Source organism: Methylopila sp. 73B (genome assembly GCF_000526315.1).
Classification (GTDB): Bacteria; Pseudomonadota; Alphaproteobacteria; order Rhizobiales; family Methylopilaceae; genus Methylopila.
This window is the reverse complement of sequence record NZ_JAFV01000001.1, coordinates 672,817-687,170: the sequence shown is the minus strand read 5'-3', so window position 1 is coordinate 687,170 and position 14,354 is coordinate 672,817. Positions and strand designations below refer to the sequence as shown.

The following is a 14,354-nucleotide window of genomic DNA, read 5'->3' as shown; positions in this document are numbered from 1 at the left end:
TCTTCCTCATGCAACTCCCGAAGGTCCGCCTCGTGCGCGCCCCACGCCAGGTGCCAGCGTAGGGCGGCGGTCAGTTTCCCTCGGCGGCCTCAAGTTCGTCCTTGCCTTGATCGGCGACGTGGAACGCCGCCCAGTTCACCCAACTCCGGAAGATCGTCTCGTCCGGCGGCAGGATGTAGTCCGCCGAGGCTTCAAGGCTGAACGCGATCGGCTTCTCGTCGTCGTCGGTGAACCTGTCCCAGCCGACCAGCACCGTCTCGTGCAGCAGAATGCGGTCGTGGCGCTCAAGCGCCTCCTGCGTGAGAACGCCGCCCGGCTTGTTTTCGGCCGGCTCGGCGTCGAACAGCTCCTTCTGGCGGCGCAGGTAGTCGGTGTTGTTCCGAGCCCGCACCTTGAGGGCGAGGTCGTCCGCGCCGGGAATGTTCTTCACCCAGGCGCCGTGCTCGAAGCGGCGGCTGTAGGCCTTCGCGGTGCTCGCCTTCATTTCCCGCGCTCCTGCTCGTTTGCCGGCGCCTGCGAAGCCGCAGCAGCGGCCGCATCGGCCTCCGCCTTCTCCGCCGCAGCCTTGGCGTCCGCCTCGGCCCTCTCGGCCGCCTTCACCGCGGCCTTGGTCGCGCGCTTCGCCAGCCCCTTCTCGATCAGCAGATCGGCGTAGTCGTCGGCCACGTCGTGGACGGAGCCCGGCGCGAAGAACATGGCGCGCTCAGGCGCATCGTCCTTGGGGCCGTCGGGGAAGCTGTCGGGATAGCCCGAGAACCCGTGTTCGGCCGTGATCTCGATCGTCTGCATCGGTGCTACCGTTGTCGTTTGGGGGAATCGTCATGGACGCGACGTGCGCGAAATGCGGTCTGACCGCGGAAATCCAGATGGTGGGGATCAACAGGTTCGAGAGCCGAGACCCCGTTGGGTTCGGCGCTAGGTGCCCGGAGCTTCAGCAGCGACTGCAGCGCGAAGGATCGCTTTCAGATCTGTCGTGCCCGCATCTGGATCAGGCAAGCGCACAAGCCCGATCAATGCTCGCCGCTCGCCGCCGATAACGACGTAATGCTCCCGGGATCGGAGCGCGCCGGCGTCATCCGTTTGATCGACGACGACTGTCTCGGTGGCGTCGTCGATCTCGATCAGAGCGGCGACCCGCATCACGCCACGGCCCGCGTGATCTTGACGGAACAGGCCTCGGTGGCGTCGTAGACCGCGCGGAACGGGATGGTGACCATCACGTCGTCGGTGTTGCCGCCCTGCGGGATGTTGCCGTTCAGGAAGATGATCTTGGGGAAGGCGAACGTGTACTTCTTGTTCGCCGCGGCTCCGGCCGTGAACGACAGCGCGCCGCCGCCGTGGTCGAGCACCTTCTGGTAGAGCTCGTTGCTCTCGAAGTAGACGTCCATGGACCCGGTGACCTCGCACCGGCCGACGCCGAAGTCGGTGGAGTAGACGTCGCCGACGAGCGGCCGCACCCGCAGGCCGTTGTCGATCGTGAAGGACAGGCCCATCACCTTCGGCGGCGTGGCGGCGCCGACGACGGACAGCGCCGCGACGTTCTTCGACGCCGTCAGGATCGGCTCGGCGCTCGCGGCGGCGTAGGTCGCGCCCGACATCGTGCCGGTCACCAGCAGCTCGGACTTCGCCATCAGGCCGAAGGTGGCCTCGATCTTCTGCCGCCCGCGGACGGTGAACTCGCCGCGGTTGACCATGGCGCCGGCGAAGCGGCTGAAGCTTTTACCGGTGCCGACGTTGGTCTCGCGCGTCTCCTCGAACGTGAAGGACTTCCGGTCCTTCGCGTTCTTGAGGACGTTCGTCGTCCAGGTGCCGAACAGCAGGCCCTCGAGCAGCGGGTCGAAGCTGCCGTAGGACAGCTCGACCGGATAGTCGCCGGCGCAGTCGAGCCCTAGGATAAACTCGTCGGCGACGTTGCGGTCGGCACGGATTTCGTCCGAGACCGCAGTCGTCTTGTTCGTCCGCAGCCCCGACGCGCGCGTCGTGCGGAACGCCTGGAACGACGGCGTCGCGGGGATCTCTCCCCAGGCGACTTCAGGCACGAACGCGATGCGCGTGCTGCTGTGATCAGCGGGCATGGAAGGGCTCCATCTGAGGGATGGCCGGCGTCGTCACGACGCGGGCTGGCGCGCTTCACAGCGGGCCGTACGGCCTTGCCCAAGGACCGGTTCGGGCAACAAAAAACCCGCCGGTCAGGGCGGGCTTTCTGAAAGGGATGACGTTTGGATTTAGCCTTCGCCGAGAAGGTGGAGTTTGAGCATCTCGACTTCGGCCACAGTCAGAACCGCGGTTGCGAAGTCGTAATCCCCAGATAAGGTGACCTCTAAACGTCCGTCGGGCATCAACTCAAAGACTGCCTCGACTTTCGCGCCGGTTGCAGGGCACCGGCGATCACCGAAGACGAGTGGCTTGCTCATCTAACTACCCGAGATGGTCGAAGTGGTAGGGGATCGAAACGCTGATGACGTCGAACAGGCCGTCGTCGTTGCGGTCGTCGATCGACGCTCCCTCAGGGGCGAAGCAGGACAAAACCCCGTCAGCGGATTGCCATCCGCGGAAGATCCGCCCGACAGTGTCAGCGTCTTCGACCAGTTGGCGAAGCTGACCCTTAGGCCGGTAAGCGCGAACCAGAAACACGCCCTCGTCGCGCCAGAGGTTGTTCCCCGGATCGCCGATCGAGGCGATGTCCGAGTTGGTCACGGGGTACTGAACGACGAGGAACGGGGACCCGTCGTGCGGATCGGCTTCGGGCGTGAGAACCCCAACAATAGGAGACGCGGTCCACACCTCGGCGAGCCGTCCTTCGACAGCCTCGATCACCGCGAGCTGGGCCACGTCAGAACCCCTTGGCGACGATGTCGTAAGCCATCAGCACACCGCCGACGCGACGGGTGCTGTCGTCCACGCTCTCGACGTTCAGAGGAGCGCCGCGAACCACGATGCGGTCGTTCTTCACGATGGCCGTGCGCCCGGCAGACGGCTCAGGCCATGCGCCTTCGTCGATTGCCGCCTCGACGTCCTCTGCGAGCAGGACGATCTTGCGGGAGCCCTGATCAATGCCCGACGCCAGTTCGTCAGGGCTGAAGCCCATGATCCGAGCGCGGAGATCGATGGCTTCCGACGCGTTCTGCCCCAGCCGCTGAAGCGTGACGCATTCCCCGTCTTCACAGAGCGAAAGAGCGTAGTCCGCTCGGATCTGAGCGGCGCTCATACCGAGGGTACCCAATAGGGGGCCAGCAGGCGGTCAACCGCGCTTTGCACGATCTTGGAGGCCGCATCGGAAACGACATACGTGCGGGTGCTGACGCCCACGACCTCGACCGACCTCAGCGCCAGATCCGCGCTCGAGAGCGACCGCAGAGCCGTAGCCGATAGCACGATCGCCTGCTTCGCCGCCGACAGCCGCGGGTCGGTGCGCTCGGACCCGGTGACGTAACGGATCCTTACGGCGTTTGCGCCGCAGTCCGTCGCCGGCCAGGAGCAGTTGCGCCGAAGCTCGATCCGAGCCCGAAGCGATCCGCCGTCGATCAGCCGATAGTCCGCCGCGTCGACTGTGCGCTCGTCTCCGTCCGCGTCGTCGTACTTTACGCTGACGATGCTGGACGCTGGGCCGAACGGAAGCCGCTCGGAAGCGCAGGGGAAGCCAGAGAGCCGCCATTCGAGCGTCTGACGGCCGAAGGCCGCCCCAGGCCAAGAAACCGGCTCTATGGCCGCCTGTGCGGCAGCGAGAAGCTCGCGCACACGCACATAGCCGTCGTCAGCCATCACCGGAGCCATCATCTGCGCCTCTTCAGGCGTCAGGAGCGCTTCGGGCGGGGTGATGACGACGACGGACATCAGCGGCCGGTCTCTTCAAGAAAGCGCTCGAGGAACACCCGCACCTCAAGTTGAGGCCCAAGCGATCCATCGCTCATGATCGGCGTGGCGACATAGCCGCGGAGGTCCGTCTCCCAACCTACAATGGACGCGCCGGGCATCCCATCGCGTCCCGCAATTCCCTGCAGTCCGCGCTCGCCCGCGGGGCCCTTCTCGCCTCGACGGCCGCCCATCGCCAAAGCCTGCCAGCCATCTCCGGGGCACGCGCCAGGCGCATCCCGGAGGGCCACGAAGGAACTGCTGTTCAGAGCGACCACGTCAAAACGGGAATACGACGACGAGGGCTCGAAAGTGCCTCGAACTTGGAAAGTTTGGCCGTCATGACCGCGCTCGGCGATGCATGTCCAATCTTCGTGTGAAGGATCGTTGGCCGTGTCCCGACCCGCCTGATAGGTGGCGCCACGGAATGTCACGATGTCGCCTTCGTAATGCACGCCGGGCTCATAGGACCGGACGTGGCTCAATTTGCCAGGAGCGCCGCGCTCTCCGCGTTCGCCCTGAACACCGGGCGCGCCATCGGAGCCGCGCTCGCCTTGGGGGCCTACGGCTCCCGGGACACCCTGCGGCCCGGACGGGCCTTCTGTGCCAACGGCTCCAGGCTCTCCACGCTCGCCTTGGGGGCCTACGGCGCCGTCAGCGCCGCGCTCGCCCTGCGGCCCTGCGGGGCCAGTTTCGCCAATTGGGCCAGCAGGCCCCATTTCTCCGCGCTCACCCTGCTCTCCGCGCGGACCAGGCTCGCCCATAGGGCCAGCTTCGCCACGTTCGCCAATCGGGCCGGGAAGGCCGGGCTCACCATTGGTCCCAGGAGCGCCGTCCAAACCATCGCGCCCGTCGCGGAGGCTGGCGATCCGGTCTTCTGCAGCCCTTTCGAGCCGGGACAGGCGCAACTCGCGCTCGGCATCAACTCTCTGCATGTCCGAGAGCGCGGCGCTAATCCTGAGACCCGCCTCGCGCTCAAGCCGTCCAGCTACCGCGCCGAGCTCCTCAGCCAGAACGTCAAATGGTGACATGGCGGACGTGCGACGCTCGGAAGAGTTGGCGGGCTCGCTCATTGTCATTTGCGACGCTCTCCGAGCTATCAGGGTCCGGCTCAGAAGCGGCCGGAGCCGGCGGCGCAGGCGGAGCGGAAGGGATTGCGGAAGCAGCGCTTAGCGGAACGTCCTGCTGCTGAACGCGCGGCTCATTGCCGTGCGCTACGGAGGCGTAGCCTTCAGCGTTTCGGAACTCATTGATGGCGAGGCCGGCTTTGGTCGCGACCGCCCAGCCTTCCATGCGCTCCTTGAAATTCGACCTCAGCAGCGCCGAGGTATCGAACTCGAGATAATCCGCCGGGACACCCTTCAGGCCAAACAAGAGTCCGAAAGCTTCCTCCACGTGGTTCAGAGCGAAGCCGAGACCCTGGCTGACCCAGCTGGTCATCAGCGCTTCTGTCGATGCAAATGGCGTGTCGCCAATGCCGAGGATCTGAAGTGGCGTCCGGAAAACAAGCGCTACATGCTGCTCGCTCAGCTTGAGCATCTCGACGAGCTGCGCGTCCTTCGCGTTGCTGCCGAGATTGAAGGGCTTAAGGCCGCCGGAGAGGATAGGCGTGCCGCCGGCGTTAAGGCCTTTGCTCTGCTCGTTCCAGAGTTCACGGAGGGTTGCAACCTGCTCTTTCGTCAGAACCTGGTCGCTGACGAGAACCGACGAAGGCCGCGCCTGGTTGAGGTAAAACGCAATCTGCTGCTGCAGCATCGCATTGCCGGCTGCGAGATCCATCGCCGCGGCTGAGATCGGGGACTCGCCCTTTAGCGGATCACGCGGCGTATGCAGGCGGATGTGGAGCACGTCTCGAGCCGGGACAATCAACGATCCATCGACGCGCCTGTCGATGATCGGATTGCCACCGAGCCGATAGAACACCTCTCCAGTGACCGATACCTGCGCAGAGCACTCACGCGGGTTCATCAGGTGCAGTTCGGAAATCTCGAAGCGGTCGTTCCGCAACGCGAGCGCGTAGGTATTGCCGTCCACGTAAAGGGACCGCACGGCGTTCAACATGAAGTCCGAAATGGACTGGTAGTCGTTCGGCTTCCTGAGGATGCGCGCCAGCGCCGAGTTCACAACGCGCTCGCGCCCGCCCCTCTCGTTCGTGCGCCAATGATCCCCGGGGCACATGGCGACCGTTTGCGAGTAGGCCGAGACACAAGCCTCGACCATCGTTGAGGTGTTGCCGTAGCTCACAGGGTCAGCGCCGGTCTGCCACCAGTTCCACGGCGAGCCCGCAGGCAGGATGCCGCCTGTGATCGGAAGATTATAGGGGCCATCGCGGTACGCGCCTTCTACGGACCTACCCGCAAAAAAGCCCGCGACACGCGACAGCATCCCCATGTGGTCAGGCCTTCCCCGTGGTGCGGGTCTGGTAGCCGGAGCCGGTCGAAGCGGCAGGCTTGGCCTCGCGCGACTTCTCATCGTCCTTGTCGTCAGACTTCTCGTCGACAGGCTTCACTTCGCCGACGACACCGAGCTTCGCGGCGTCGTTCTCAGCCTGAGTAGGGGTCGGCTGCAGGTCTTCGGTGTTCTTGTCCTTGGACATGATCGTCCTCCTTCAAGGAAAAGGGCGGGCCGCAGGTTTCCCCGCGGCCCGTACTTTCATCGTCACCAGCTGACGGACTCGGTCCAGGCCAGAACGCCAGCGCGGCGGAAGCCCCAGTTCATCGGCAGGATCATCCGGATGCCGATGCTGTCCGTCTGGAACAGCGAGCGAACCGGGGCAGCGATCGTGTTGGGCGTTCCAGTCGCGCCGATCGCGAGCGGGGTGGTGTCCTCCATGTGGAGCGTCGCCTGATCGCTCACGTCGAAGCGCGGCTCGTCGCCCGTGACGCTGACAAAGTCGGCGGCGTCGACGAGGATGACGCGGCCAGCGGCCACGGACGCCGACTGGATCACCGGGTAACCCTGGAGGCGATTGCCGTTGATCTCGTTGGCAAACGGGAAATCGCCGCCAGCGTTCTGGGTCAGAGCGATGGAGATCGCCTGAACCGGGTTCATGATCCACACCGGAGAACGAACGCTGCCGTTCGTCGCCGTGATCAGAGCGCCGACGAGCGCCTTGATGTCGCCGACCAGAGCCGCGAAGCCGCCACCAGCGGTCGCCGTGGTCACAGTGACGCCGTTGCGAATGCCCGCCGGACGGATGGAGCTAGCCGCGGTGGCGTCGAGGAGAACGGTGTCGATCGCGACGGCCGTGTCTTCCTGGATCGCGTTGCGGATCAGGCCTTCGATCGCCGGGGTCGAATGCTCGGCGATCTCACGAGTGAACGTGGAGATGACGGCCATCTTCTTCGGGGTGAGCGTGGTCGAGGTGAACGCGCCCTGACGAACCGGGATCGGCGCGCCCTCTCCGACGAACGAGCCCGCGATGGTTGGGGTCGCCGACCGGGACGGGATGCTGATGGCGACGGCGCGGCCGAAGTTCAGACGCAGGCCACGAGCCGACAGACCCGGATAGACCGAGGCCGGCATCAGGTCTTCCATGAAGTCCGCGTTCACGGTCTCCACAAGCTGCGAGGCCCAGCCCGACGTGGTCGTGGTGGCCGGCGCCGTCGCGGCGCGGGTCAGGATGCCGGTGACGACCTTGGTCGGCTCGTCGTCGCCGTAGCGCTCCTGCCGCACGAGATCCACCGGCTTCCGCTCGATGTGCGAGAGCAGCTTGATGGTCGCGGCACGGTAGGCGTAGCTCTTCGGGTCGACCTTGACAGCCGGCACGGCGAACGGACGACGGGTCTCAGCGGTGCGCTGCTGAGCCGCCGGCTCAGACGTGGCGGCCAGCCGGGCCTCGGACTCGCGGAGGGTCGCCAGGTGGCTCTCCTGCGAGGCGATGCGCTGGTTGAGTTCGTCGGTGACCGTCTTCGACGCCTCGTCGGGGTTCAGGTCGTCGACGGTGGCGAGATGATCGGTCAGCTGGTCACGGAGCGCGACAACGCGCTCCTGCGCATCCACGATGCGCTGGGCAAGGGGGTTGCTCACGGTGGAGCTCCTTCGATGTGGGGTAACAGGAGGGTTCGCGGCGATCTCGCCAAGGCCGCGACCCGTCATCCCCACGTCTGCATCGGCAGTCCTGCCAAAGACGAGGTTCAGGGTGTCGTCGGAAACGTTCAACGACCTGGCCAAGGCCAAGGCGTTTTTGTTCGAAGGCACGGCTGCAAGAGATGCCTCGAGCAGTTCTTGCCGTTCGAATTCGTAGGGGCCGCCCGGCTTCCCGTGCTCAATGACGTGGAAACCTGCGGACACGCCCCGGAGAATGTCCTGTTCGATAAGGGTGCGGTATTCGTCTACGCGCTTGCTTGTTCCGGGCGCAGCGAGCTTGAGGCGGCCACGCAGCTGGCCATTCTCAACTCTCAGGTTCGACCAGGTGCCGATCGGAAGCGGATCGCTTTTCGCATGACCGAAAAAGGCGATGGGGTTGGCAATGAACCGCCGAAGATCCCAGCCATTCGGGTTGATCCGGGTGCCATAGGTATCCCGGCTGCCGTCGCTGATGACAAAATCGTAGCCATCGCCGGCCGAGACCGTCGTTCGGTGTTCAACGCTCATGTTCAGAATGCCTTTCGGCTAGGCGATCATCGCCATGACGTCGATGGGCTGGTCTGCTCCGACCAGTTGGCGACCCATCGCCATGATCAGCGCCACAGCGCCGTCGATCTTGTTCTCTGCACGCTCTTTGCGCGGATAGACGTTGTCTTTGGGGTCGTCGCGTTTCGTGACGACGTTGCCGATCTGCCAGGCGAAGCACGGGTCGCCGTCGTGGGCGATCTTCTGAGACCGTATAAGGGCCTCGACCTCTTTCATCGGCTCCGACATCGTCATAACCGTATGTCGGAACTCAACAACCGGCAGGTTCTCTTTCATCATCGCAGTGATGAGCATGGTCGCTTGCGCTGGATCATACCCAATGCTGTCGATCGTGTAGACTTTGGACGCCGCCACGATGTCCTCGAGGATCTTCTCGTGGTCGATCATGTCGCCTTCGGTCTTGATCAGGCGACCGGCGCGCTCCCATGTGACGTAATTGCCCGTCGCCTCTAGCTCGATCGTCTTCTCAGGCAGGTAGAACTTGCCGAAAGCTGCGAACCCGCCCTGAGGCCTGCGGAACAGGAACACCGCCGCGGCGATGTCGACCTTGCTCGCGAGATCGAGCCCCACTGTGCAGGGCTGACCGGCGAAGTCCTCCATGCGAAGGCCGTCCTCAGCGGACGCCATCCACTTCGCGATGTTGAAGTAGGCTTCTTTCGCGAACACCCATTCGTTCAGGTGCTTCGTGCGGAAAGCGGACGCCTTGCGGGCGTTGTTGATCGCGTCGCGCTGCTGCGACAGCAGGAACTCGCCACGCACCGACACGTCAAAGTTCGGGTTGGCCTTCTTCAGCGTCTCCGGCTTGGTCCAGTCATCGCCGGCGAAATAGTCCGGATCCTCTGGCTTCCCCCGCGGAGGATCGATCCCGTACATCAGTGAGAAGGTTTCGGGATCGTCGGTGATCCCCTCCAGCATCCGCCGCGCTTCGACGACAGCCTGGTAGCAAGGACCGGCGACATTCGTGCCCGCGGTCGTAATGATCAGAAGCAGCGCTTGCTCACGGGCGCCCATGCCGGTCTCCATGGTCGAAACCATGTCGTCCGTCTCGTGCTCGTGGTACTCGTCGATGATCGCGCAGTGCGGCGACGAGCCATCGCCCGGCTTGCCAATCATCGGCTCAAACCGGCTCTCGTTCCCCAGCATATGCAGGTTTGACGCGTTGACGGTGATGCCGCATGCGCTCAGCAGCGCAGGGGTCTTAGCCGCCATCGACTTCGCAGGTCTGAAGACCTCCCAAGCCTGTTTCTCACTCGTGGCGCCGGAATAGACCTCCGAACCGTGCTCTCCATCGAGAGCGAACATGTAGAGCCCGACGCCGGCGGCCCACGCCGACTTGCCGTTCTTCCTAGGCTCGAGAATGACCGCGCGGCGGAAGCGACGATTGCCGTCCGCCTTCTTCAACCACCCGAACAGAACGGCTGTCTTGAACACCTGCCACGGAGCCAGGGCCAAAAGCTCGCGCTTCGACGCCCACTTCCCCTTCACATGCGGCAACAATTCGATGAAGGCGCAGACCTTACGGGCCGCCTCGGCGTCGAACCGATAGGGATAGTCCTTGCGCTTCGACGCCTTCAGGTCGTCGAGATGCCGCTGGCAGGCAAGGCACACCCATCGGCACGCCGCAATCTTCCCGCTGACAACCTCCTGCGCGTATCGCTCTGCGACCGCGGCATAGTTTCTATCCGGCACCCATCAGCGCCTTGAACGGGTTATCGTCTGTCTTCTTGCCCGCCGAGACCTTCGACCGAGCTGCAGGCGTCAGCCCAAGCTCGGACAACAGCGCGTGCGCATGCCGCATGGCCTCCGAACGCTGCGCCACCATCGGGTTGGGGCGGATCATCCGCTCACCTTGGGCATTGTGCGTCTCGTAGGTCCGGCCCTCGTCTTCCACTCGAGCCGTCGCGATCTCGACCTCTTCCAGCCGGCTCGCGGCCATCGCCAGAACCGCTTGGTCAGCCGTCGACAGGTACCCCATGCCGTGGATCGTAGCGCAGAGGCCGGCGAAGATCTCAGCGCCCCGATCCGAGAGCCAGATCGGCGCGTCGGGCGCACCCATCGGTGCAGTCGGCTCGTTCGGGTTGTCGCGATCTTTCCGAGCCGTGCCCGAAACGACCTTCAGGTGCGAAGGCTTGCGAGGACGGGCCATAAAACGATCTCGGTTTTGACAGTGTGAGAAAATGACTACCCCTACGGTGCACGCCCTAGTCGCGTCCGATTTTGAGACCGCCCCCCCATGGGGTTCACATTGGCTCGGGGAACAGCGTGAGCTGGCCTAGAGCTAGTCTAGCGCCCTTAACCATGTTGCAGGCGCGGCATGCACACTGCACGTTGGCCCAAGTGTGAGGGCCGCCTAGGGCCATAGGGATGCGGTGGTCAATCTCCGGAGCATTGGGCTCTAGAGTTCCCCGGAGACGCTTAGGCGTTTTGATCCCGCATATCTGACAACGCCAGCTATCCCGGTCAAACAGCTTGGCCGGGCTTATAGGCTGGTATTCGACCTTGAAGCGCCGCGCTCTGTGCCGATGCTTCTTTGTTGCCCCATGTGCCTTGACGAATAGGGCAGCGCTGCGCCTACGAACGCACTTGCTGCAGAACTTCTTTGCGGCATTGCCAGTAATGAGCTCGCCGCAGGCGCCGCAAGGCTTCGTAAGCTTGGCCCTAGGATAGCCTGGCCTGCAGGGCTCACACCTTTTGGCGTTAGCGGATCTCGCTATGAAAAGTCCGGCACATGCGATGCATGCTGCTTCGGTCGGCTGCCAAGCTGGGGGCAGTCCCAATCGGTCTCTGTGCCTTAAACGTTCGGCCCGCTTAGCCTCTTTGGCCGAGGCATAAAGACGGGAGGAGGACGCTCTGCACGCGTTGCTGCAGAACCTGGCCTTGTGCCCCTTTGCCCGCTGCTCAGCGCTTAGTTTTCCTTCGACAAATTCAGCGCCGCAACTCTCGCAAACCCTAAGCCTTCTCTTGATCGAATTTTCGCGGCGGGTGATGTCGCATTTACGTAAAGGCGCTGGCGAAATAGGTTCGCAGTTAGCCATCTAGGTGCCTCCAGCACTCGGTTGGTTAGGCCCGGCTCAGTGTGTCCAGCACTGCGTCGGGCCGCCCGATTCTAGAGGCTATCGACTCCCGGCATCAAGCCTTGAGCTTCTTGGCGTTTCTTCGCCCCATTGTGGCACGATGCACAGAGGCTTTGTCTCTGCCCTTGCCAAAACAGCGTTTCGTCGCCGCGGTGCGGAACCACATGGTCGCAGACGCTCGCGGCGGTAACCCGTCCTGACTTCTGACACTCGACACACAATGGGCTGGAGGCGAGATGCGCCTTGGCGATTTTCCGCCAGCGAGCCGTCCAGTACCACTTGCGCCATGGCTGCTCAGCGGTGCGCCTTGCGTCGTGCGCCTTGTCTCGTTCTCTCTTGGAGCGGGATGCGAGAGGGCGATGAAGAGGCGGGCGGGTCGGCATCAGCCGGCAGTGGCCCGCTCTACAGGCTGTAAGTCGGCGTAAGTGGCGTCTCTCCAACGGAACGTGTTGTGAGGCCGATCTGACCACGTGCCCCATTCGTTCGGGTTCGGAGCAAAACCTGAGTAGCAGCCCTCTTCAAGCTGAAGCACCATGCGCCCTAGCCATGTGCGCCGGTAGCGGCGGCCTCCGGTGAGGCTGTATGCCGTCCTGCAGCGCGGGTTGTTCATGGGCATGGACGGTCAGGCCTGACCGGCGACCCGTCTCGCGGCATCCACGACCGGCTGAACATCGGATGGGAACACCACAGCCATGCTGAACGGTTCGACGCCAAGGCGCTGCTGCTCGCCCCTCGCCAGCGCAACGCCAACCTCATACGAGGTGTCGAAGTTGTCGTAGACGCCGAGTTGAGAAGATTTTCCAGTCCCACCGTTCGAGGTGTACTCGTACTTCGTCACCGCATAGCGGACGATGGGGCGGATCTTAAACTCGACGAGGGTTTCGGTCTGGTCAGTCATGGCGTTCGCCTTTCCGCCTCCGCAGAGGCCAGCGTGGTTGAAATGAAAAAGCCGCCCGAGATCGCTCCCGGACGGCTGATGGATCAACGAGAGAGCTTCCACCGACCGTGTTACCCCGTGTCCCCTGATGCGCTTGCGCGATAGGGCTGACCGCTCTCCCGAGCTTCCGGCACGTCCCCAACGATCCCCAGCAGGCTGTTGGGCCTCCGCCTCCGAAGAGGCCTCCCGTCGAACTGAATTGTCGCCCTACTCAGCGCCCTTGCGGGCCGGCTGCCTACCAGGTCTTCGTCAGCCGCTTGTGCTAAGCTCCGGCCTTGGTTCGCCGCCGGCGGCTGAGCCTCACTGTGTCCCTGAGGCGGGGAACAACCGACCTGACCGAAGCGAGTTCCAGTCGCCAAGGCCGGGCCGGTTGCAGGCATCCAATCGGGGTGATGGTGGCAGCCCGATTGACATCCAGCGCGCCCTTAGCGTGGCCACCGTTCGGGTGATGGGCGATGAAGCCTGCGCGTCCTGCTCCGCCTGCCGCTGGAATCCCTAAACCCGCCTCGGCAAACCGGTGCGGGCGCAAATCGGAGATTTAAGAGGGTGACATCACTGAGTCAGATTTGCGCCCCCGTGTCAAGCCGCCATCTCGGGCCTCATCGCCTTCTGCCCTGAGAAGTGCTTTGCGAGGGCGTTGAGCACTAGCCGAAGCGAGCCCACTAGCTCGGGAATGTCCTGATCCGCGAGCACGATTAGGCGGAGAGCTTCCTTCGGCGCGGGGGTCCGGTGTGAAACGCAGAGGGCATCGACCACCTCCACCATGCCGTCATAGCGAGCAGCAGCCGCGACAGCCCAATCCTCGTAGGACACCTCGTCACCGCCGCCGCCCTCTTCCGGCCGGGGCTCGGTGTAGTCCGGTGCGATGCCCTTGGCGCGCTGGTAGCAGTTGCGGATCGTCTGGTAGCGCATGGCCGCGTCGTATTGATCGCGGTCGATGCCCATGGCGTAGTCCTTGGACGCGTCGTAAGCGAGCCACAGGCGGCCCAGAACGGTCGATGCCTCGGCTTGGGCGGCATGGGACGCGCTCAGGCCGAAAACCCGCTGGCGAGCCTCTGTGGCCCGCTGGATGGCCCTCTGGCTTTCCATCTTCTCGTTCTCAGTGCGCTGCTCGGCTAGCCACTTGCGATCGATGCGGCCGTTTGGCTCTCGCGGCCCCTGCATCCGGTTGCGGCCACGGGAGGCGATCTTGGCGCGGCGCTTCTGTGCGATGCTCATCGGGGCTCAGCTTCCTGCTTGGCGACAGAGTGGGCGGAGGGGGTGGCGGGCGGTGCGGGGTAGTCGATCTCGGCCCAGAGCGTCGGGTAACGAAGCTCGTCGACGCAGAAGCCCGCGTCTGGGTGCCAGCGGCAGAGCGAGACGATATCCGGCAGGTCGAACTCAGCACCCGGCGCATAGACGAAGATGTGCCTGTCACGCGGTGCCGTATCGATGTCGCGCCACTCGTTCATCGCCCTGCCCCCATGGAAAACATCGTGTCCCAAATCCAGCGGGCGAAGGAGCGGCGGGGAGGACGGGGCTCCCAGAGCAGGCCGGCTGGGCCGCAGCCGCTGGCTTGGTACATGCGCACCGTGCAGCACTGGTTTTCGACGGCGCCGCACATCCGATCGCTAAAACCCACTCGGCGCTGATAACGGCACGTCCCGCACGCTCGGACAGCCGGACTCTCTCGGCTCGTGGCGAGATGGACGACGTCAGCCATGGGGCGTGGCCTCCTGTGGCATAGGAAGGTTCCAGCGCTTGGCGAACCGCTCCGCTCCAGCATGATCCGTATCCCGCGAACAACGACGAGGATGACGAAGCCGGCTGTCGGGGTAGTAGCGATCGACAACCCACCTGACCCGGTAGCAGTCAGC

18 protein-coding genes are annotated in these 14,354 nt (G+C 64.2%); 1 reads left to right on the top strand and 17 read right to left on the bottom strand.

Going from position 1 to position 14,354, the window contains the following annotated elements:
- Nucleotides 1-70: 70 nt before the first annotated feature.
- The 9 genes from K244_RS0103345 to K244_RS24080 all read right to left on the bottom strand — a co-directional run bounded on the left by K244_RS0103345 (nucleotide 71) and on the right by K244_RS24080 (nucleotide 4,307).
- Nucleotides 71-484, bottom strand: a complete 414-nt coding sequence (locus K244_RS0103345; protein WP_020184832.1) for a hypothetical protein — start codon at nucleotides 482-484, stop codon at nucleotides 71-73.
- Complete coding sequence (locus K244_RS0103340; RefSeq protein WP_020184831.1) at nucleotides 481-789, bottom strand: hypothetical protein; 309 nt, start codon at nucleotides 787-789, stop codon at nucleotides 481-483. The genes K244_RS0103345 and K244_RS0103340 overlap by 4 nt, the downstream gene beginning before the upstream one ends.
- Before the next feature lie 126 nt (nucleotides 790-915).
- Nucleotides 916-1,140 carry a hypothetical protein gene (locus tag K244_RS0103335; RefSeq protein ID WP_020184830.1) on the bottom strand — a complete coding sequence of 75 codons (225 nt, stop codon included), beginning with the start codon at nucleotides 1,138-1,140 and terminating at the stop codon, nucleotides 916-918.
- Complete coding sequence (locus K244_RS0103330; protein ID WP_020184829.1) at nucleotides 1,140-2,075, bottom strand: phage tail tube protein; 936 nt, start codon at nucleotides 2,073-2,075, stop codon at nucleotides 1,140-1,142. Before K244_RS0103330 ends, K244_RS0103335 begins: the two co-directional genes overlap by 1 nt.
- Before the next feature lie 150 nt (nucleotides 2,076-2,225).
- Nucleotides 2,226-2,414, bottom strand: coding sequence for a hypothetical protein (locus K244_RS23450; RefSeq protein WP_020184828.1), 189 nt, complete (start codon nucleotides 2,412-2,414; stop codon nucleotides 2,226-2,228).
- Between the two features lie 4 nt (nucleotides 2,415-2,418).
- Complete coding sequence (locus K244_RS0103320) at nucleotides 2,419-2,832, bottom strand: hypothetical protein (protein WP_020184827.1); 414 nt, start codon at nucleotides 2,830-2,832, stop codon at nucleotides 2,419-2,421.
- A gap of 1 nt (nucleotide 2,833) precedes the next feature.
- Complete coding sequence (locus K244_RS0103315; RefSeq protein WP_020184826.1) at nucleotides 2,834-3,208, bottom strand: hypothetical protein; 375 nt, start codon at nucleotides 3,206-3,208, stop codon at nucleotides 2,834-2,836.
- A complete protein-coding gene (locus tag K244_RS0103310) occupies nucleotides 3,205-3,834 on the bottom strand; it encodes a hypothetical protein (RefSeq protein ID WP_020184825.1) in 630 nt (209 codons plus the stop codon). Before K244_RS0103310 ends, K244_RS0103315 begins: the two co-directional genes overlap by 4 nt.
- Complete coding sequence (locus K244_RS24080; RefSeq protein WP_245259731.1) at nucleotides 3,834-4,307, bottom strand: hypothetical protein; 474 nt, start codon at nucleotides 4,305-4,307, stop codon at nucleotides 3,834-3,836. Before K244_RS24080 ends, K244_RS0103310 begins: the two co-directional genes overlap by 1 nt.
- Nucleotides 4,308-4,328: 21 nt before the next feature.
- Here K244_RS24080 and K244_RS24075 point away from each other — a divergent pair, with 21 nt between their 5' ends.
- Nucleotides 4,329-4,880 (top strand): hypothetical protein, encoded by a 552-nt coding sequence (locus K244_RS24075; RefSeq protein ID WP_245259730.1) that lies wholly within the window; start codon nucleotides 4,329-4,331, stop codon nucleotides 4,878-4,880.
- On the opposite strand, the gene K244_RS0103300 is transcribed toward K244_RS24075, so the two are convergent.
- The 8 genes from K244_RS0103300 to K244_RS0103255 all read right to left on the bottom strand — a co-directional run bounded on the left by K244_RS0103300 (nucleotide 4,870) and on the right by K244_RS0103255 (nucleotide 13,949).
- Entirely contained in the window at nucleotides 4,870-6,243 is a 1,374-nt protein-coding gene (locus K244_RS0103300) for a phage portal protein (RefSeq protein ID WP_020184822.1), read from the bottom strand. The two genes, K244_RS24075 and K244_RS0103300, sit on opposite strands and share 11 nt — an antisense overlap.
- A 4-nt stretch (nucleotides 6,244-6,247) precedes the next feature.
- Complete coding sequence (locus tag K244_RS0103295; RefSeq protein ID WP_020184821.1) at nucleotides 6,248-6,448, bottom strand: hypothetical protein; 201 nt, start codon at nucleotides 6,446-6,448, stop codon at nucleotides 6,248-6,250.
- Between the two features lie 62 nt (nucleotides 6,449-6,510).
- Nucleotides 6,511-8,448 carry a phage major capsid protein gene (locus K244_RS0103290; protein ID WP_024816282.1) on the bottom strand — a complete coding sequence of 646 codons (1,938 nt, stop codon included), beginning with the start codon at nucleotides 8,446-8,448 and terminating at the stop codon, nucleotides 6,511-6,513.
- A gap of 18 nt (nucleotides 8,449-8,466) precedes the next feature.
- The gene (locus K244_RS0103285; RefSeq protein WP_020184819.1) at nucleotides 8,467-10,176 is read right to left on the bottom strand and encodes a terminase TerL endonuclease subunit; all 1,710 of its coding nucleotides are present in this window, start codon (nucleotides 10,174-10,176) and stop codon (nucleotides 8,467-8,469) included.
- Nucleotides 10,166-10,633 carry a phage terminase small subunit P27 family gene (locus tag K244_RS0103280; protein ID WP_036305440.1) on the bottom strand — a complete coding sequence of 156 codons (468 nt, stop codon included), beginning with the start codon at nucleotides 10,631-10,633 and terminating at the stop codon, nucleotides 10,166-10,168. Before K244_RS0103280 ends, K244_RS0103285 begins: the two co-directional genes overlap by 11 nt.
- A 1,550-nt stretch (nucleotides 10,634-12,183) precedes the next feature.
- Nucleotides 12,184-12,459 (bottom strand): hypothetical protein, encoded by a 276-nt coding sequence (locus tag K244_RS0103265; protein ID WP_020184816.1) that lies wholly within the window; start codon nucleotides 12,457-12,459, stop codon nucleotides 12,184-12,186.
- Between the two features lie 618 nt (nucleotides 12,460-13,077).
- On the bottom strand, nucleotides 13,078-13,716 hold the full coding sequence (locus K244_RS0103260) for a hypothetical protein (protein ID WP_020184815.1): 639 nt from the start codon (nucleotides 13,714-13,716) through the stop codon (nucleotides 13,078-13,080).
- On the bottom strand, nucleotides 13,713-13,949 hold the full coding sequence (locus tag K244_RS0103255) for a hypothetical protein (RefSeq protein WP_020184814.1): 237 nt from the start codon (nucleotides 13,947-13,949) through the stop codon (nucleotides 13,713-13,715). The genes K244_RS0103260 and K244_RS0103255 overlap by 4 nt, the downstream gene beginning before the upstream one ends.
- Nucleotides 13,950-14,354: the final 405 nt, after the last annotated feature.